We start from the raw sequence: 20,800 nt of genomic DNA, 5'->3' as shown, positions 1-20,800 counted from the left end.
CTCTTTACGGAATCTTCACAAAGTTCATAACTGAATCTTCGCATAAATCCCCTGCTCCTCTAACATATGCAAAAGCACCCGGCCATCAATTAACTCAATAGGCTTGTCCTTGGCAAAGCTTCTGGCATCGGGTCCATATGTTGAGGTGGTAACCAAAATTCCCTTCGATGCGTTTTCGTTCATCATGGTACCGTATAAGTCGCGGACTGCAGCTACCTCTACAGTATTCTTATATCTTTTTGCCTGAATCACGTATTTCCCCCCAAATACCGGACGTGGGTCAAATGCTATCACATCCACTCCACCGTCTCGGCTAGAGCGTGTCAGTTTGGATTCAAGTCCAATTTTCGAAAACAAGTTGCATACTAAATGTTCAAAATCAAAAGGGTCCATCTCCAAAAGGTTGGTTCGTGTATCAAGCGTAGCTATCATATCTCTTTCATTTACAAATCGTTTATCGTACATGACAAGATCGACAATTGGTTTGACAGGGGTGAGTTCAGTTGCTGAAGGGGAGAGCTGTGCTTTGAGGCCTTTTACACATGCAAGAATATCTACTCTGGCGAGATCGAACTTCATGAATTCGTCTTTCCGTGTCTGAATGGTTAAAATACAGGGCCGGATATCGAGCCCCGTGCTTAAGTCCACTGTAGATACCACTCCATTGAACACAACAGAATCCAAATGGTTGCTTTGGTCTGCTTCAAAAAGCTCATGGAGCGTACGGAGAGCTATGGAAGCCACAAGCGTAGAGTAGATTTCATTCATTTCCTTAGATTTAAAAGGAACCCCTTTAATCTCATCCCGGCTCTGTGTATACTTATATTCCTTATTCTGCGGTACAGCAGTCACATCCGGTAATTCGTACTCTACTAATAATTCTTTACTCTCTTCCAAATAAAACAGGTTAAAGGCTTGCGGAAAAATATCACTGTAATTCGAACGTTCTAGAACCAGCGTGCTGTAAGCTTCAATCGCTTCTTTATCTTTATTGAAATAACTAATTTTAAAATCATCAATGGAGCTATTATAAGATGCTAATTCTTCCAGATACAAACGTTTAGCCTTGTCATATTCTGCTCTTGCAGAACTGAGGAATATTTCATTTTCCTTAACCAGTTCATTTATTTTAGTTTCGGCGGACTCATAATTGTGAAGAGCATAGTTATATGCATTCTCCGCTGCTTCAATAGATCTTAGGCGCGCTTTTTTCCCGAGGCCTATGACCTTCTCAATAAAAGAGGCTTCCATAGCCACACCAGCAAAAAAGCTTTCCCGCACTGGTACCGGATTAGCTGGAATTGGCTTAACATAGGGCTCAACGTACTCAGGATGTTCATCCTTCTTATAAAGCGATTCAAATGAGATCTTGTCGTCCACACTAAGCGTTTCATTGATAATTGATTTAAATTCATTCAGCCGGTAAAGAATCTCTTCATTATAATCATTCGTTTCTTCTTTACGTCCTTCTATGTATAGCGCCTTTTGTTCTTTTTCAAATGCCTTTTGTTCACGGATAGACTGTTTAATTGCACGCTCGCTCTCACGTTCATATTGCCTCTGCAGCCTTAAAACCCTTTCCTGTTCACGAATAGCGGCATTCCTTGATCGTTCAGCTGCACGCTGCGCTTTTGCAGTTTCCCTAATAATTTTATTAACTGTACTTCCTAAACTACGAGCCACTTTTACCCCTCCAGATTACGCAATAATAGGATTATGTTTATCCAAATTATAACATCAAGATTCAATCATTTTACATGTAAATCCTACTTTTTACATATTTCTTTTGAACTATACGTCTGAATATCGACAACAAAAAGAGTCTGCCTATAGACAGACTCGATAGTATCACCGCTTCGCCTTATAAAACTCATGATACAGCTTCATGAGCGCTCTCTTCTCTATGCGCGACACGTAGCTCCGCGAAATCCCCAGCTCCTTGGCAATCTCCCGCTGCGTGCGCTCCTCCCCGCCGGTGTCCAGGCCGAAGCGGCCGACCACCACCTCTTTTTCCCGGTCATCCAGGATGTCGAGGTTGCGGTAAATCTTGCTCTTCTCAATCTTCAGGTCCACTTCCTTGATGACATCATCCGTATCCGAGCCCAGAATATCGATAAGCGTAATCTCGTTGCCCTCTTTATCCGTCCCGATCGGATCGTGGAGCGACACATCCTTGCGGGTCTTCTTCAGCGAACGAAGATGCATGAGGATCTCGTTCTCGATACAGCGGGCGGCGAATGTCGCGAGCTTCGTCCCTTTATTCGGCCGGTAGCTCTCGATAGCTTTGATCAGCCCAATCGTCCCGATGGAGATGAGATCCTCCATGTCCTCTCCGGTATTGTCGAATTTCTTGACGATATGCGCAACGAGCCGCAGGTTATGTTCAATCAGCATGTTTCGGGCCTTGGCGTCTCCCTCCGCCATCATCCCTAAGTATCGACTCTCTTCTTCCTCCGTCAGCGGCTGCGGAAACGCATTGTTCCTTACATACGATACCAGCAGCGTCAGTTCCTTGATCAGCAGCGCGATCGCGCTTAAGAATCCGGACACCTTGGCGACACCTCCCGCACGTGTACAATGAAACCGGTCAGCAAGACTTACGGGTTCACGGTCAGTTCATTGTATGTGGGCAGGTGCCTACAAGTGCCAGTACCGCTAAAAACAGCGGCAAAAAACTTATGCGGTCACTCCCTATAATGCTTGCGGAATTCGCTAGGTGTTGTACCGAACAAGAGCTTGAATTTACGGTAAAAGTTGCTAATATCCGTATAGCCGACGCTTGCGACAATTTCTTCAATACTGATGGAGGAATTCTTCAAAATATCTGCGGCCTCCTTCATTCTCAACTGCTGTAAAAGTGCGGAAAAAGAATACCCTGTTTCTGCTTTGATGTATCGGCTCAGATACCCTTTGCTTAGATTGAAATGCTGCGCAAGCATCGACAGGTCTGCCGTTTGGTAATTATTTCGGATATATCGCAGAATTAGCGAAATCGTATGCTTATGTGCGTCACCGGTTAAGGATTGGACTTGATCCAGATGGTAACGGATAAGCTGCCCGAATAGCAGCAGAACATAGCTGTTCATAATGATTAAACTTTTATTCGGTTCTAATTGAGATTCGGCGTACAAATTCAACAGCAATTTTTTGATTTCGGAGTCTGCGTTGCATTGAAACAACAGTACATGAGAAAAATTCTTCACGTAAAGCATCTGCCAGAAAAAATCCGAAATTTGATTTCTCTCCATGAGCAGCGGCGAAAAGGCATTCTCAAACGTGGAGCGTCTCATGATCACATTGATCACCAGGTCCTCATCATGATTGGCATAGAATGCTTGCTGCACATTTGGGCCAACAATGATTAAGCCCCCCGCCGGAATCATCCTCTTCTGTCCCTTTAAATAGAAGTAACAGCGGCCGCTAACCACATAGACAAGTTTAACAAATTCCAGACTATGCAAAAAAGGCGGCAAGTAGCGGAGATGCTTAAAAGCAACAACTCCTGAATCCATATGGGGAGGATAAATGAGTTCGTTCATCTGATCCGCCGTAAAATCGCTAAGCAGCGGAGCCGGCTGCGAGAAAAATTGATGCTCATAAAAGCGCGTTGCGATATCCGAAATAGGCGCGTCGGGAAATGAGATATATTCTTTAGCTGCCAATTGCCGGTAGTGTTCTTCGAAATCATCCCAGCTTGAAACCGGATCTATGTCATCGTAAGGATTAGCAACGTATAGATGTTGGTAGGCTTGTTCAGCCGGTTCAAGTGCCGACAGCTGTGAAATGATATGTGACGTTTCCAAGCTGATCATCCCTCTCCAACATATCAATAATGCGCTTCTATCTGATGATCCCCGCCTGACAGTTCCAGAATTTCGTCTTGCCTTGGCAGCTTGACTCGTGCAGTTGTTCCAAATGGAACGGTTATCTTGATGTTTATCATGTCTTTATCCAGCTTCCAGGATACACTGGCACGTCCAAACGGCGTTTGGTGGGCCGTCTGGGCACTGATAATCCCGCCTCCCGGCTGCGGATTGACTTCGAATACTTCCCAGCCGGGTTCCACTGGCTTTAATCCGCCGATTGTTGCATGCATCCAATCAGCCACCGAACCGAGCGAATAGTGATTGAATGAGGTCATAACGCCCGGATTAACCGTTCCGTCCGGAAGCATCGAATCCCAACGTTCCCAGGTAGTAGTGCCGCCCATTTTAATTTGATACAGCCAGCCCGGACATTCTTCAGACAGGAACAGCTGATAGGCTTCCTTCAAATGACCGGTTTCTGTAAGCGCCGGCAGCACATAGGGGGTTCCGGCAAAACCGGTGCTGATCTTGCCGTCCGACTCACGGACTAATTCAGCCAAGCGATTTCCGGCAATGGATTTTAGATTCTCCTGATCATCTAAGAGCCCGAATGCAATGGCCAATGCATAGGCGCACTGTGAATCCGACGTCATCAGTCCGTTGGCCTTAACAAAGCGGTTCACGAACCCGGTCTTGACATGCTCGGCTAACTTCCGGTAGGTGCCTTCGTCTGCGCCCACATTTAGTTCTTGCACCATCGATGCCAATAGGCGGCAGCTGTAGGCGAAAAAGGCAGTGGCAACCAGTTCTTTTTCTGTAATGGCAAGCGTTGGGTCGTCTGCCGGCGCCGAAGGGTCCAGCCAGTCGCCCAGTTGACCAAGCACATATTGCGGCTTACGATCCCAAACGCCATCAACGGACAGATAGGTTCGAACTTCATCGACCCATGCTTTAGCTAAGTAATAGTGCTCCTTGAGCTGTTTCTTATCGCCATCGGCCATGTAAATGGCCCACGGGACAAGCACGGCTGCATCGCCCCAAATCGCAATAGCCTGCGGATTGGACCATTCTGCCAGACGCAGATAAGGCACATAGAACGGCACCGTACCAACACGCTGCTGCTCATGCCGCACGTCTTCCAGCCAATGTGACAGAAAACCGGATACCTCGTATAGATAAGCGGCTGTCGGTGCAAAAAGAGCAATATCGCCTGTCCAGCCGAGCCGTTCGTCGCGTTGCGGACAGTCGGTCGGAATGGAGACAAAATTGGACTTCATCGACCACAGCACGTTCTCATGCAGCCGGTTGACTAATTGATTCGAAGACTCGAACCAGCCTGCCGGTTCCATATCTGAATAATACACCCGGCATTCCACATCCTCAGCCGATAGCTCGCCGCTCCAACCGGATATTTCGGCATACTGGAACCCGTGAATAGCAAACCTCGGCTCCCAGAAGGCATCCTGTCCATTTGAAATGAACACATCCGATTGCTTTCCCCGGCGCAGCGGCTGCATGGCAAGAGTTCCATCCTGATTCAAGACTTCGGCATGCCTGATAGACACGGTGTCGCCGGACTGCAAATCATGCAGATGCAGCCGCAATCGCTGCGTACAATTTTGCCCGAAATCCAGCAGCCAACTGGTCTTCCCATTAGCGTCCTCGCTTAATTTGGAAACAGAAACTATGGGGTGAGACCCCGTTTCCCGAACAGGTGGAAGCTTCGGAAACTGGATTTTTTGATTATCAAAAGGAATTTGGGCAACCGGCAGCCAATCGCGATCATCAAAGTTTGCTTTCGACCAGCCTTCTGCTTCCAAGCGGGCATCGTATGTCTCACCTTCGCATAAATCCGAGTGAAGAATGGGTCCGGGAGCCGTCTTCCAAGTGCTATCCCAGGAGTTGGAATAAATCGACTCACATGTACCATCGGCATATGTGATCTCGATTTGGGCAAACACGCCGATCCGGTCGCCGTATAGGTTGGCTTGGCCGCCCTTGAAGCCGATGCGTCCACGGTACCATCCGTCGCCAAGCCAGAAGCCCAACGCGTTCTGACCAGCATGCAGATCGTTAGTAATGTCGTACGTCCAGCACTCAATCCGATGATCATAGCAAGTCCATCCGGGAGTGAGAATATCTTGGCCGACTTTATTGCCGTTCACTTCGGCTTCAACCAGTCCTAATGCCGAGAGGTACAGGCGGGCATATACGGGGGCCTCTTTCAGCCTAAATTCAGTGCGAACGAGCGGCAGATGGCGGTGATCGGTTTCTCCTTCGAGCCAGGAAGGGCCAACAAAGGCTGCTTCCCGCTCATATGGATGTAATAAACCGGTTTCAAATGTTAATTCTTCCGACCAGCCGGATGAGTGGCTTGGTGTCACCAGCTTTATAGTGACGGTCACTTGTTCGCGTGATCTCAGCTCTGCAAATTGCCAAGGGTGCAGAAGATTTTGAACAGCATCAACCTCCGCCGTTTCAATTATCGCAGAAACGCCCGGCATATTGCGTGTTATTTGAATCACAGCTTGTGCACCGTCAGGCACCACTCCGTCATACTGCCACGAAAGCCGCGGAGTACTTGTGCCCAGGCCCAATATATTTCCGGTAAAATGTTCGGCTCGCAGATTTAGCGGCTTGGTCATTGTATCACTCAATTTTCCATTCTCCCCCTTACCTATTGTCCTTAAAGATTAGTAGAAGTGGCAGGGTTATCTCTCAGCGCCGTGTCGGCGATGTCTTTCTTCACAATGAAGCGGATGATGGATTTGCCGCAGATCCAGCAGACCAACAATGATCCTGCGAGCAGCCACATTAAGAGCGTTGGGGAGTAGTTCATGATTACCGGAGTCACCAATGAGAACACAGCAGTGAGCAAGCGGACAGACGCATAGGTGAATCCGGTTACAGTTGCACGTACATTAGCCGGATATAATGTCTGGCTCCAGATTTTATAGAGCGGCTCGCCGTGAAGCATATTGGCCATACAGTACAGAACATAGCATGCTGTGAACATATACCAAACGCCGCCGAACGCCGCCGAGACGATAAATGAAAGAATACACAGGGCCAAGCCGATATGCATCATCCGGTACCGGTACTTCGTATCGGCGAATTTCATATAAATAAAGTAGAGGACGAATACGCCCAGGATGTTCGCTACAAAAGCGACCAACGTAGCAAACGACTGGCTGCGGTTGTCAACGGTTACAAGAAAATAATTCAGAAACGATCCCCAAGTATTAGCCGGCAGATTCCAGAACAGGTAGAAGCCGGCCAGCATGATCATGGGCGCAAGATAACGGGGAACTTTAAGCAAGGCCAGCAGGGAAATCTTCTGATTATCAGCCGTGGGATTGGACGATGGGTCCGGATTTTTCCACAAGGCTTCTTCTTCAATCTGCTTGAAACGCGGCGAGAACACACGGATCAGCCAAGTGACGAGCGCAACCAGCGCCAGCCACAGAAACAAGAACCGGTTACTCAACGTTCCAAGTCCGGCTGTTAAAAATCCCAACCCTTGCGAAAGAACGATCCCGCCGATCCAAAAAATCTCGGTGACGGTCATCGCTTTGCCGTGCTTGTCATCTGAGGTCCGTTCGGAAATAACGGCAAGCGAAGTCGGCAAATCGGCTCCGGAAGCAATTCCGGCGATGACCAGCCCGCTCATCAGCCAGGGCAGAGACGGGGCAAAAGCAATAATCGCAGTTCCGATAACGACAAATAGAATATCCAGGTTGAACACCCGGGTGCGGCCGAACTTATCGGATAAGTAACCGCCTACAAAAGATCCAAAGGCCACCGAAAGTGTGAGCAGTGTGCTGATAAATCCGGCCATCCAGGGACCAATGTTGAATTGCTGCGGCCAGATAGCTAATGCGATACCGGCAGATACCAGCAAACCTGCATCCAGATAAGATGCGATGCTTGCGTTAATGACTAAGGACCAGTTAAGATCCTTGCTGTGAGATTGCATGGTGAAATCCTCCCACTACAAAATAATATTGTCTCTTGTTCATTTCGTTAATAGATGTATTAGATAGCGCTTTCTTAATACATTCCTAGTATAAATTCGCGCTCACAGAGTGTCACTGTTGCATCTTATTGGTTTTATATGACCTTATTCTTCTGCTATTTAGCCCTTCACTGCGCCGCCGACAATTCCTTTGATAAAGTGTTTCTGCAGCAGCAGGAAGGTGATCAGAAGCGGCAATGTGCCCAGTACAATGGCCGAGAAGATCATAGCCCAGTTGTTATTGTATTGTCCGGTGAACGTGAAAATCGAGATGGGAATGGTGCGTTTCTCGCTTGCCTGCAAGAATAGCAGAGGTACAAGAAAATCGTTCCAGATCGTGAGACTGTTAGTAATGACAATCGAAGCGGTAACTGGCTTTAACAGCGGGAGTACGATGGTCAGGAAGGTTCTAACAGGCCCGCACCCATCGATCAGCGCCGACTCTTCGAGTTCTTTCGGGATGCCTTTGAGGAAGCCCGTATACAGAAAGATCGAAAATGGAATGGTCATGGCGATGTATATGAATATGATGCCCTGATGCGTGTTGATTAAGTGCAGTGTCTTTAGCAGCTTGTAGAGCGGTATCATGCTCAGCTGGAACGGAATCATAATGCCGGATATGAAATAGAAGTAGAACGCATTAATCATTCTGGACTTGGCTCTTGCAATCGGATAAGCGGCAAAAGCGCTGACCAGGACGACTCCAGCAAGAGAGAATGCCGTAATAATGATGCTGTTGCCGAAGGAATTCAGAAGATGCGCCGTCTTCCATGCCTCCGAGAAGTTGCTCCACATCCATTTTTCCGGAAGCGCAAACGGCGACTTCAGAAGATCCTGAGGGGACTTGACGGTGACGGTGACCAATAGGGTAAGCGGCAGTGCAACAATGAGGGCCCAAATGAACAATACAAAACCGGATAGGGTACGGATGGCGGCATTTCCTTTCATCACGCTTCAATCTCCCTTCTGCGAAGAATTCGTAGCTGAATGACTGAGATGAAGAGAATAATGAAGAACATGACAATGGCGATTGCAGTCCCGTAGCCCATCTCATTGTAATTGAACGCTTTCTTATATAGCAGGATTGCGAGTGACTCCGTAGCCGTCCCCGGTCCTCCTTTGGTCATGACGAAAATAATATCGAATACCTTAAAGCTTCCGATAATGGAGATCAGAATATTCACGGTGAAGGCCGGAGCGATGAGCGGAAATGTAATCTGTTTGAATTGATGCCACCGATTGGCCCCGTCGATATCCGCAGCTTCGTACAGGTCTCCCGGAATCGCCTGAAGTCCCGCCAAATAGATGACCAGCGAGAGTCCGGTCCACTGCCAAATATTTGTGAACACGACGCTGTACATCGACCACTTGGGATCTCCGAGCCAATCTTGCGCCCATGAGCCAAGTCCGATATTTTCCAAAGCCATGTTGATGACGCCGAACACCGGGTTATACATATAGCTCCAGACAAATCCGATTGCAAGGGCGCTTAATAAAGCAGGTATGAGGTAGAACACCCGCAAGAAACGAGCGAGCCAGCCTGCTCCGTCCAGCAGCATAGCAAGCACTAATGACAAAATGTTCTGAAGAACGGTTACCAGAATGGCAAAGATAATCGTGTTCTTCAACGCAATCCAAACTTCGGAGTCGTGGATTATATTCTGATAATTCTTGAGACCAATAAAATGAGAGTGGGGATTCAAGCCGTTCCAATCCGTCAAACTGAAATAAAAGCTGCTCAACATCGGAATTACGATGAACACACTAAAGATAAGGAAAGCCGGCAGCATGAATAAAATCTGTAGTCCTGGTTTTTTCATCCTCAATCCCTCTGTTTCTATCCGGATCAGGAGGGGATACCCCCTCCCAGTCCGCATTATGATTACTGCTGAGTTGTCCTATTGGTCTTTCTTCTCTGTGAACACCTTATCCATGTCTTTCAGCATGTTGTCAATCGGGTAAGTCTTGCCTCCATCGACAAGAACCTTCTGGATGCCAGTGAACATCGTTTCCTGCACGCCCTGCGGCCAATTTTGATCGAGGAAGCTATACGTTCCCGCATTCAGATAAGGGAGAAGCTCTTTCAGCGTCGCGCCAAGGTCCGGATTGACATCTGTAAAAACAGGGAAGGCTTGAGCCTGCTTGAGCAGCAGCTCGTTGTTCTCCGGTTCTGCCCAGAAGTCGATATACTTCTTGACTTCTTCCGGATGTTCGGTCTTGGCGGAGGCTCCGATGCCAAGCGCGATTGCAGAGGACACCAATACCTTCTCGCCAGGTGCAGCATACGGTAAGGGGAACATGCCCAGATCCACATCCGGATTCACGGCCAGCACGGCCGGCAAAGCCCAGTTGCCCATAACCATCATCCCCGCCTTGCCCGTTGCCATCAATTGAACCATTTGATCGTAGCTTGTTCCCAGGACCCCTTTGTTGAAATATCCCTTCTCGTCAAGCATCACGTAGTCTTGCATGATTTTCGTCCATGCCGAATCGGCGAATGTTGCCTTACCCTCATACATTTCCTGATCGAAAGCCGGATTGTCACGATAGATTGCCGATGGCGCCATAGCATAAGGAATCAATTGCGTGACCCACAGGTCTTTGTTGCCGATCGCAAGCGGTGTAATCTTCTCCGCCTTGAGCTTCTCGCAAAGTGCAAGGAATTCATCCCAGTTCTGGGGAATGGACAACCCAAGGTCCGAGAAGATCTTCTTGTTATAGACAACGCCGATCGCATTCTGATCCAGCGGCAGCGCGTAGACTTTACCGTCCTGGCTCTCCATCTCTTTGGCACCTTCTTGCAGGCGAGAAACCCAAGGCCGGTCGGACAGATCCATCAAGTAGCCCGATTCGACAAACGGCTTCTTCCAGGTTCCCGGGAACACGCCGAGAAGGTCAGGCGCATCACCTGAAGCAAATCTTGTCCGAATTAAGGTTTGATATTGATCGACGGGAGCATTCTCGTATTCGATTGTTATATTCGGATATTTTTCATGGAAACGCTTGTTAATTTCTTTGAGCGTCGGACCTGCTTCGGCTTCCATAAAGTGAAGCATCTTGAGCGTAACCGGTTTGTCGTCACCTGTTGTCGTAGCGTTCGACGCGCCCGGCTTCGAACTTGCGCCAGGGACCGCGCTTGCAGCTCCTTGGTTGGATGAATTATCCCCGCCGTTTCCGCAGCCCATTAAGGCTAGGGACAACATCGAGACTAGTGCGACAATGCTGAATAATGTTTTTGTTCTTGCTGACATTGTAATGACCTCCCAGAAGTTAATCGCTTACATTCCTAGTTTAGCTTGAGGCCCCTACGAGAACTGCCGAGTTGTTTTCCCTTTTGGGTAGGTTCATTTGCCTTCTTATGCACCAACAACAATAGGCCAGCCAGAAGTTTCTGGCTGACCTAATTGCCCCAGTTGCCGATAAGCTAGGGAACATCATAGTAGAGCTTGGATTTGTTCTGCGCATAAGCCCGGTCTAATTCGCCAAGCGCCTGGTCGATCGTATGCTCCCCTTCCCTGGTCAAGATGTTCTGTACCGATTGGAAGAGAGTATTTTGAACACCTGGCGGCCAGTTCTGGTCCGGAAACGAATAGGTTGAGCCTTGAAACGCTGGTTCAATCTCCCTCTGCGCCGGAACGAGCTCCGGATGTATATCCTTATAGACAGAGAAGGAATGGGTTCTCTCCAGGAAGAGCGCATTAATCTCAGGCTCGCTCCAGAAGTCCAAATACTTCTGTGCTTCTTCCGGATATGACGTTGAGCTGGATATCCCGATACCGATGCTGACGCCGGATGACGTTCCAATCGGCTCATCCTTCTGCACATAAGGCAGCGGGAACATGCCGATCTCTGCCTTGGGATTCGTCAATTCGATTGGCCCAAGCGACCAATTGCCCATAATCATCATCGCAGCTTGGCCTTTGGCCAACATCTGTACCATTTGATCATATGTCGTCCCAATATATCCTTCGTTAAAATATCCTTTTTGCTTCAAACTCATATAGTCCTTAAATATCTGCTTCCATGCCGAGCTGCTGAAAGATGCCTGGCCTTCGTACAGTTCTTTATCGAACCCAGGATCTTCAAGATAGATCGAAGAGGCGGCCATTGCGAACGGGATAATCTGCGTGACCCATTGATCCTTGATGCCTAGTGCAAGTGGAGTTACTCCACTGTGCTTGATCTTCTCGCATAAAGCCAGGAACTCATCCCATGATTTCGGAATGGTGTAACCTTCAGAGCGAAATAGCTGCTTGTCGTACAATACTCCGATCACATTGCGGTTAATGGGCATGGCGTATAATTTGCCGCCTGTTTCCATGATTTTTAACGCATCATCTTGCAGTCTCGACTCCCACGGGCTCCCGCTCAAGTCCATCAAATACCCGGCTTGCACGAAGGGGTCCTTCCATGTGCCCGGAAAAATGCCTACAAGATCGGGGGCTCCTCCAGCTACAAAACGGCTCCGAATCAGACTCTGGTATTGATCGACAGGCGCATATTCGACTTGGATCGTAATATTGGGGTATTTCTGATGAAATCTCTCGTTGATCTCGCTCACTACAGGACCTGCTTCCGTTCCGATCCAATGAACCATTTTTAACGTTACAACCTCTGTTCCTTTATCCGGTGAAACAGCATGATCTCCTCCTAATCCACATGCTGTCACGAACAGGGACAGGCATACGATGGCGATGAAGGCCCGCGAGCTGAGTGTTCTTTTTCGCATAACATCATCCCCGTTTCACTTTTCTTTGCGCCTATATTCTTGGGGGGTAACGCCCGTCCATCGCTTAAACGTCTGACTGAAGAATTTCGGATCTTCATAGCCCACAAATTTACCGATCTCCGCAACTTTCGTATACCCGTTGTCCAGGAGCTCTCTGGCTTTGTTCATCCGAAGACGAATGATATAATCCGAGAAATTGTCTCCTGTCTCGGTTTTGAAGAGCTTGGACAAATAACCGACGCTGACATGGTGCCTGGCCGCAAAGTCCTGGAGATGAACAGCTTCTCCGTAATGCTGCCGGGCATACTCGATCATCGAAGGAATGATCTGTTTCGGCTCCAGAGTCGGCTTCTCGATCCCTGCCATCAGAGCTGCCAGCTTGCTCGATAGCCATTCCACAAGCATAGTCTCTTCTCGACATGACTTCAGGAATTCGTATAGAGAATCCGCGCCTCCATGATCCGCATTGAATTGGCTATCGCTCAATTTAAATTTGAGCGCGTAGAGGAAATCCGCAAGCAGAACGGAAGTTTGCTTGAGCGTCTTGCGCTCCCGCCGCAGGCCTTCGATCATCCTTCTCAGCTCCAGCTGAAGCTTCGCATAATCCTGCTCTCTCACATGCTGTTCAATGCGTCTGGCGCTGTCCCAGAATGATTGAACGTGAACAGGCTGCTCGATCTGCATGAACGTTGATTCACCCAGGCGTACTTGAGATTCCAATTGAAGGAGACATTGTTTATAGGTATCCGCCAATGAGTGTTGTACCGCTGTATGCCGATAGACGCTATGCACCACAAGCCCTTGCGAGCAAATATATTGGTGCAGCAGGCTGACTCGCTGGCGGATAACCCCCTCTTTTTCCGAAGAACCCAAGGGCCACATGACGATTCGTAGATGCTCATCCATATCGAAGCATTCCGTGTCGGCATAGCCCTCGCCGCGGAGCCAGGACGATATGGAAGAAGCAGAAATTCCGGTCTGATGCCATAAATAAGAGCTGTTCCAATTCTCGAGAAGCATAGTGATCAGAACCCAATCGCCTTCCAGCTCATTTCTGATGTCATCCGCTCCTTCAAGTATCCCTCGCACGGAACGCGATAACGACCAATGCAGCTCCAGTCTGCTCTTTTCTTCTTCCTTTCTTGCGGCAACGATCATTCGATCGACGGCGGCATACAGCTCGGCTTCAAGTACCGGCTTGAGCAAATACTCCTTGGCGCCTAACTTCAGCGCGGTCCTCACGTATTCAAAGTCATTGTAGCCGCTCAGCATAACGGCTTGCGTTCTGGGCTGCAAGGCGATCATTTCTTCGACCACTCCTAATCCGTTCAGCCCCGGCATGCGAATATCCGATATTACGATATCGGGAGCGGAGAGCCTGGCATCTGCTACAGCCTCTTCACCACTTTTAAAGCATACGACCGTATGCGCAGATTCATAAGGATTCATTAAGTAACGCAGTTCATCCAGCGCCAGCGCTTCATCTTCAACCAGTGTGATCTTCATGCCGCTCCTCCTCTTTTCGTTCTCTTTGAAAGGGCAGTTTCAAAATCACAGCTGTCCCTCCTTCCAATCCATTCTCTATTGTCAAACCGTAATCATTACCGTAAATAAGCACCAGCCGCTTCTGAATATTGACCAGGGCAATGCCCATATGTTCATCACGGATGCTAGATCCACGCAAATGAGTCTCCTCAAGTTTCTTCCGAAGATTCTCCCGGATGCCAGCATCCATGCCGATTCCGTTGTCCGTCACTTTTATTTCCAACACTCCGCCGTTGCTCCGGACGCTGACAGCCACGATGCCGCCCTCTTTGCGGTGTTCCAATCCATGTACAATTGCATTCTCCACGAGAGGCTGGATCATCAGGCGCAGCACTTTCGCGTCCAGTAGTTCCTCGGGAATATCGCTTTGGAATACGAACCGGTCCTGAAACCGGTATTTCTGAATCTTGATATAGCTGTTGACCAGATGCAATTCCTCTCTTAATTCGACGGTTCGGTCCCAATCATACAGACTATAGCGGAACAAGTGGGCTAAAGATTCCGTCACTTCAACAACATCAGCAGAAGCTCCCTTTCTTCCAAGCGATTTGAGAATCGTAAGCGTATTGAATAGAAAGTGGGGATTGATCTGCGCTTGTAGAGCTACAAGCCTGGCGTCCTTTTCCCTGATTTCAGCCATATAGACCTTAGTGATCATCTCTTGCAGGCTATCAAGCATCTTATTAAAAACCTTACCAAGCAAGCTGATTTCATTGCGGTGACCCGAGTATTCCGCACGTACAGTGAAATCCCCGCGCTCCACATGCTTCATCGTGACGATCATTTTGCGAAGGGGTCGCGTTACGCCTGTTGCAATAATCCAGGCGATTGCTACAACCAGGATCAGCACGACAGCTTCAATCCCCATGACCGTATTGCGGATAACCTTCAGCTGCTTCGTAATGGCGCTGATCGGCGTTAGAATCAAAGTTGTCCATTGCGTATAGTCGGAACGGTAAAATCCATATAAATAGTCTTGTCCTTGCCAGTTGATCGTGCCTGTCGAACGGGCTTGCAACAACTCGGGCGCGTTTATCCCGGACATATTCTTGCCGGTTAATAAGTCCTGATTATCATAGACAACCTGGTCTTCGTCTGTTGTAATATACAGCTTGGAACCCGGAGATTTATCCGCCTGTAAAGAGACCAGATTGTTAAAAACCTCTGCATGAATATCGATTTTCATATAACCGATCAGCTTCCCCGTCGGAATTTGATTGATCGGACGAACAAGCGAGAACACCTGCTCCCCGAGAAAGTTGGTAATCGTATTCTCTCTCATGGTCGGCCATAGCAAGAATGGCGTTCTTCGTCCTTTCCCGTCGTAGGGATACCACGGCTCTTGGTCGATGGTATAACCGACAGGCGGGCTCCGCTTGGACCAGAAGTAGGTTAATTCCTTCTGCTGAACGGAGTACAGATAAATTCCCTGAACATCAGGCCATGACATCGTCAAATTCAGAAGATGCGACGTTACCTGTTGGGTCAGATCCGCTTGCTCCGATAGACTCAGTTTCTCATTCTGCCCCACTGCCCGTTGAACGACAGGATCATTGAAGACGGATAACGACAGCTTCTCCAAATCTTCCGTGAAGAGTTCGATCGAACGCGAGACCTGTGCGCTATTCGAACCCAATAACTGCAGCGACTGCTTCTTGACTTCATTAACACTGCTGTAGTAATAGAACACGCCGGTAGCGATGAAAGAGAGAGCCAATATCACGGAGAAGCTCAACACGAGCTTCGTATGAAGCTTCCATGACTTCCAGTACTTCATTTCATCCTCATCCACAATTTGTTAAGCGCTTTCAAAAATAAATCCCCCTTGCCATGAATTGAACTGCTATACCTTATACTCTTGATTGAATATTAGCACCCTGCAGAATAAGACAGCAAGCTCTCCGGCATGACCTCACCGGAAGAGCTTGCTTAGAGTAATCTGTAAGCTTCACATTTCTTGCTGCTTAGCTTACCGCTTAGTTAGAAGAGTAACGCCAGAGCTGATTGCTGCTGGAACTGCTGGACCACTGCTGCATCGCGGTTGCGTCCCCGGTTTGTGTACCTGTGTCGAGAGCTTTGCCTGTCGCGCGGTTTACTATTTTCCAATAGTCGCCGCTTTGAGAGACAATGGACCATTGTTGATTGTAGCTGGAACTGTCCGTGTATTGACCAACGATGGACCCGTCCGTTGTCCGGCCCATTGTATCCAGTCTCAGACCTGTTGCTTTATTGACAATTTTGAAATAGCCATTGCCGATGTCTACGTTATACCATAATTGGTTATCGGTATCATTAAGATGATACTGATCGACATCCGCCCCCGGTGTTGTGTTCCCCATCCCATCAAGGGCCAACCCTGTGGCAGGGTTAACGATTTTGAAGTAAATGGGCTGGCCGCTCACGCCGTTCACCGGCATGTCTGCATAGGTCACCGAGTTCAAAGCTGGTTCTCTCAATGGACCGCCATTCATTACAAACAACCGGCCGTTCATGAGCGGCAGCAGCAGACGTCTGTAGCCGTTGCCTATGGGTGTTGCCTGCCGAATCCAAGTACCTGTACCATTATTTGAGTTCACATAAATATCCGTAGTGCTGTAGGAGCCGGCAACCACCTTACCATCATTCATAACCGCTACATAGGGACTTCCTCCATAACCGTAAGTGGTTCCCGGATCTGTCGGATTCCAGCTTTCGGGATTGGATGTAATTTTGAAATTAACCGGCGCATTTGCCTTGCCAATAAACTCATAGACCATGATGTATTGACCGTTAGCCATTTGCGCGACTACAGGCATGCCCGGACGATAGGATACATTTGTAGAACTGAAATTGACCACATCAAAAGGCGCGCTCCAATTTACTCCATCGGTCGAGGACTGTGCTACAATTTTTTGTCCTCCGCTGGCCATGCCGCGTTCATCCGAATAAAAGCAAATCAGCTTATTGTTAGCGTAAATAAGGTACGGCTCCCATATCGCGCTGCTTGTACCCATGGTTGCCGCTCCGCCTGAAGCTACCGAGCTGGCAAATGTCCATGTTCTGCCGAGATCATTGCTCTTGTATATATCGATCTTGGTCTGCGAATCATCGACAGGCTCCGAATTGCCAATCATCAGAAGCGTCCCGGCAGGCATATCCCCAACGCTTTCAGGAAGTTCAAACAGATGCGGCTCCTGCTTCAATCCCCACCCGTTGACCTGATCTGTTACATCCGGAAGTCTTGTCCATGATTTACCGTTGTCCACACTTTCAAATACAGGAAAAGTAAAAGGGGCTACCGTATATTTTTCAAAGGTCGCATACATCTTGCCGTTATCAGACGGATTGCTTTGATGCTTAAGCTGGATGGCATGCGGGTACAGCGTTCCGTATCGAACTGATGTTGATGAATCTGCGGTATACATCGTCAATGGCCCGTAAGCGCTTGCTTGAATCGGAAAGCTAATGATCATCGCGACAATAAGTGAACATAACAGAATCAGATTTCTGGAAGATTTTCTGGAAAAACATTGCACAATTAACTCCTCCTCATAGCTATTCTATTAATCTACCCCATCTTTAGCTACATAGTTGGCGTTCCCTCTTCAATGGGCATACATGATGATCCCCCCTTTGTGTTTATTGTAGATGGAATTTATTGCCGACAATGGTAGATTAATTTTTCTATTAGGGTGGGTTAATTTACATGTTCAAGCTAAACGGCACATCTTTCGCTATTGGATATCCCCGCCCATTGATACGGACAATCCCTCCCTCTGTATCCGAGCAAACCCGGAGCGTATCCTTCGTCAGCTCCACATGCACCGTTCCCCCATTCACCGGCACTGAACCCTTGATCCATTCCAGGCCGCCAAGCCGTGGCTCGACTGCGAATGTCTCATATCCCGCCGAGGTCGGGTATACGCCCAGATAATAGCGTCCCAGCAAATAAATCGGACTCGCTCCCCAGGCATGGCATAAGCTTTTGCCGTAGCGGTCTCCGTACATCCCGAAGCGTTCAAGGCCGGTGATAGCCGGGTTGTACTCCTCCCAAAAGGTTGTAGCCCCCAGCCCAAGCATCCCTCCCCAATAATCCTCCAGTTTCCCGGTAACTTGCTCCAGCTGTCCAAGCATGCACATAACCTCCAGCTCGTAAAACTTGAAGTAAGGAGTGCTGATTTGCGGCACGGCGTCATTTTGCAGAACATTTTGAATGATAAGCTCCCGCCTTTCCTCATCGGCAAAGCCCCATAATATCGCAAAGATATTGGCATGCCGCGTAACGCTGCGCTTACCCGATTCGAAGCTGTCGATATACGCCCCGCGCTCCTCATCCCAGAACCGTTCCTGTATGAGCTTTTCCACCTGCTTGCAGTGGCTTAAATAACGTTCTTCCCCCGCGCCAAGCAGGTCTCCGCATAACCATACCGCCTTCAGGCTTTCCGCAAAAAGCATCTGTACCGCGCACACGGAGCCGGTCTTATCCATGTCCGCCCAGTCAACGAATACCCAATCCTCTTTTCGTCCGCGAATCAATCCGTCTTCATCACTCAGAGCAATGCAATAATCCATCAAGGATTTCATCCTCGGATAAATAAAAGCAATGAAGTCCATGTCCTTGGTCGTTTGATAGTAGACTTGAACACTCATTATCCAGTAGAAGGTATAATCGAGAATTGTGTTGAGATGGCTCACAACCGGGTCTTTTCCGCGCAGCGCGGTGATCGTCCGCTTCATGATATCCTCATCGAAATAGAGGTAGTTGTTAATAAAATAGCTTTGGTACGCATCGCCCGACCATACCCAGCGATCCCGTTTGATGCCATCCAGGAAGAATTCTCTGCTGTTTAAGTGAAAGGTATATTCGGCCGTTCTCCAGATCTGGTTGATCATATCATTTGAACAGGTGAAGCTTCCTCTTGTCTCGAATGGCAGAAATTCATACCAGGCGGTTAGCTCAAATGCTCCACTCTCTGCCCCTTGGATAAACAGATAACGGAAGGCCCGGGGCGAGCAGCGGTATTCAGCCTCTCCGGCCGGAATCGCATCTATCAAAATGCTGTGTGGCGTATCCAATGCTTCCTCGATAGACTCGCCGTAAAAAATCCGAAATCCATCTGTTGTCCGGACATTATCGAATCTTAACGCAGCAAAGGTTTCCTTGCCGTAGTCATACAGAATCCCGTCTTGTCTTCGATCGATAGAGACCGGCGTTATTTCTTCATATTGAAAAGCAAAAACACTAGGATCATCCTCTTTATTCGGGTACAAGCCGTTACAGCCCGCTGGAAGCCAATCCAGGCTGAATTCATTCGCCTCCCAGGAGGGATTGCTGGCGCTTTCTGTACCGTCCACGTATACACAAGGCAGTCCGTCCGTACGGGCAACGTGAATCATAAGATCATGGCTGCCGGGCGAGAGAGTAATCGGCTGACGAAGCGGATGCTTTTTCCCGTCAACGGATACATGTCCAACACCATGGGCGTATACCGTCATTTCTTCGGAAGCGCTGCAATTTACCTGCTTGCGAAAGCGCACATTATGGTAGCAGTCATCGAGACGCCAGAACGCCGGCCAGTGATAGTCCCGTTCTTCTCGGCGGGTGTTCAGCAGCAGATGGTGGAAGATTTCAAAATCTCCGGGATACCAGATCCACACCGGGCTATGATTCACTTGTAATCATCCTTTCAATGATTTCTGTCAGAAGCAGAAATATTTTTGTGTTTATAGTTCTCATTATATCGACGTCAGGGCATTGATTTACGTATGATAAGGACATTCTATCCCTGTTATCAGGACATAATTCTCTCTTTTTGTGCTACACTGGCTTTATACTCTTGTGAGGATGAGAGCGATGAAACCTGTGAATACGCTGTTCGAAAGTCAATATTTTCTGCAAAATGATTTGCCTGTGTGGGTCAACCGGTACACGGAGGATTTCATGGTTCCCTACCACTCCCATGACTTTATTGAATTTTGCTATGTCTTTGAGGGGACCGGATTTCACCATATCGGGAAGGAAACCTTCCCCATTCATAAAGGACTGCTGTACGTCATCCCGGTTGGCGTTGCCCATGTATTCAGACCAGCAACCCCTGGGCGGGACAGCAAGCCGCCTGTCGTGTACAATTGTCTGTTTGATCCCAAACTGGCCGCTAAGCTATCGCTTGTTCTGGAGCCGCCCATCCAAGAGCATTTGGTCTCCCTGGAGAACAACACCTTGTCCTACTACTCGGTCATTGATCATGACGGAGCGATTGAAGCTGCGATGCTGATGTTGCACAAGGAAGTGACGCATCCAGCAGTTGGCTCCAGGACGATGCTGTATGCGCTGCTGAATCAGCTGATCGTTACCGTGTACAGACTCAAATTTATAGAATTGGAACCTGCTGAAACCACCTCCGCCGACTTTCAGCACGTAATCCACTATGTTGAACATAACTATAATCAGGCGGTTACGTTAACCGAGCTATCCCGATTATCCGGATGGAGTACGCGGCATCTTCAGCGCCTTTTTCTAACCCATACCAGTCAAACCTTCGGTTCCTTTCTACAGAATCTGCGTATCCAAAAAAGCTGCGAGCTGCTTCGCGGAAGCAATCTTAAGATCAGCCTTATTTCGGAGTCTGTCGGATATCGCAGTATCGACTCGTTCAACAAGGCGTTCAAACAATCGGTTGGATTTACACCGACGCAGTACAGAAAATCGGTCAGGCCTTGATGCTG

At 48.4% G+C, this 20,800-nt stretch carries 14 protein-coding genes; 1 reads left to right on the top strand and 13 read right to left on the bottom strand.

Going from position 1 to position 20,800, the window contains the following annotated elements; translation table 11 throughout:
* Positions 1–24: 24 nt before the first annotated feature.
* The 13 genes from KIH86_RS13815 to KIH86_RS13755 form a co-directional block, all read right to left on the bottom strand.
* Complete coding sequence (locus tag KIH86_RS13815) at positions 25–1,683, bottom strand: restriction endonuclease (protein WP_223110508.1); 1,659 nt, start codon at positions 1,681–1,683, stop codon at positions 25–27.
* A 165-nt stretch (positions 1,684–1,848) separates the two neighbouring features.
* A complete protein-coding gene (sigK, locus tag KIH86_RS13810; protein WP_223085475.1) occupies positions 1,849–2,550 on the bottom strand; it encodes an RNA polymerase sporulation sigma factor SigK in 702 nt (233 codons plus the stop codon).
* A gap of 134 nt (positions 2,551–2,684) precedes the next feature.
* Positions 2,685–3,812, bottom strand: coding sequence for an AraC family transcriptional regulator (locus KIH86_RS13805; protein ID WP_223110507.1), 1,128 nt, complete (start codon positions 3,810–3,812; stop codon positions 2,685–2,687).
* A gap of 14 nt (positions 3,813–3,826) precedes the next feature.
* On the bottom strand, positions 3,827–6,463 hold the full coding sequence (locus KIH86_RS13800) for an alpha-L-rhamnosidase (protein ID WP_223085477.1): 2,637 nt from the start codon (positions 6,461–6,463) through the stop codon (positions 3,827–3,829).
* Between the two features lie 29 nt (positions 6,464–6,492).
* The gene (locus KIH86_RS13795; protein WP_223085478.1) at positions 6,493–7,782 is read right to left on the bottom strand and encodes an MFS transporter; all 1,290 of its coding nucleotides are present in this window, start codon (positions 7,780–7,782) and stop codon (positions 6,493–6,495) included.
* Between the two features lie 159 nt (positions 7,783–7,941).
* Positions 7,942–8,769: a carbohydrate ABC transporter permease gene (locus KIH86_RS13790; RefSeq protein WP_235775407.1), complete on the bottom strand. Its 828-nt coding sequence runs from the start codon at positions 8,767–8,769 to the stop codon at positions 7,942–7,944.
* Complete coding sequence (locus KIH86_RS13785; RefSeq protein ID WP_223110506.1) at positions 8,769–9,584, bottom strand: carbohydrate ABC transporter permease; 816 nt, start codon at positions 9,582–9,584, stop codon at positions 8,769–8,771. The genes KIH86_RS13790 and KIH86_RS13785 overlap by 1 nt, the downstream gene beginning before the upstream one ends.
* Positions 9,585–9,719: 135 nt before the next feature.
* Entirely contained in the window at positions 9,720–11,072 is a 1,353-nt protein-coding gene (locus KIH86_RS13780; protein WP_223085481.1) for an ABC transporter substrate-binding protein, read from the bottom strand.
* A gap of 173 nt (positions 11,073–11,245) precedes the next feature.
* Positions 11,246–12,550 carry an ABC transporter substrate-binding protein gene (locus KIH86_RS13775; RefSeq protein WP_223085482.1) on the bottom strand — a complete coding sequence of 435 codons (1,305 nt, stop codon included), beginning with the start codon at positions 12,548–12,550 and terminating at the stop codon, positions 11,246–11,248.
* 15 nt (positions 12,551–12,565) lie between these two features.
* Positions 12,566–14,056 carry a response regulator transcription factor gene (locus KIH86_RS13770; RefSeq protein ID WP_223085483.1) on the bottom strand — a complete coding sequence of 497 codons (1,491 nt, stop codon included), beginning with the start codon at positions 14,054–14,056 and terminating at the stop codon, positions 12,566–12,568.
* On the bottom strand, positions 14,037–15,872 hold the full coding sequence (locus KIH86_RS13765) for a cache domain-containing sensor histidine kinase (protein ID WP_223085484.1): 1,836 nt from the start codon (positions 15,870–15,872) through the stop codon (positions 14,037–14,039). Before KIH86_RS13765 ends, KIH86_RS13770 begins: the two co-directional genes overlap by 20 nt.
* A 199-nt stretch (positions 15,873–16,071) precedes the next feature.
* Complete coding sequence (locus KIH86_RS13760) at positions 16,072–17,547, bottom strand: RICIN domain-containing protein (protein WP_223110504.1); 1,476 nt, start codon at positions 17,545–17,547, stop codon at positions 16,072–16,074.
* Positions 17,548–17,776: 229 nt separating this feature from the next.
* Positions 17,777–19,747 carry an alpha-L-rhamnosidase-related protein gene (locus tag KIH86_RS13755; protein WP_223085486.1) on the bottom strand — a complete coding sequence of 657 codons (1,971 nt, stop codon included), beginning with the start codon at positions 19,745–19,747 and terminating at the stop codon, positions 17,777–17,779.
* Between the two features lie 181 nt (positions 19,748–19,928).
* Here KIH86_RS13755 and KIH86_RS13750 point away from each other — a divergent pair, with 181 nt between their 5' ends.
* Positions 19,929–20,795 (top strand): AraC family transcriptional regulator, encoded by an 867-nt coding sequence (locus tag KIH86_RS13750; RefSeq protein ID WP_223085487.1) that lies wholly within the window; start codon positions 19,929–19,931, stop codon positions 20,793–20,795.
* The last annotated feature ends 5 nt before the right edge of the window (positions 20,796–20,800 follow it).

This window comes from Paenibacillus sinensis (genome assembly GCF_019904155.1).
Taxonomy (GTDB): Bacteria; Bacillota; Bacilli; order Paenibacillales; family Paenibacillaceae; genus Paenibacillus_AQ; species Paenibacillus_AQ sinensis.
Note: the sequence above shows the minus strand (reverse complement) of the source record. Positions and strands in the feature narration are given on the sequence as shown.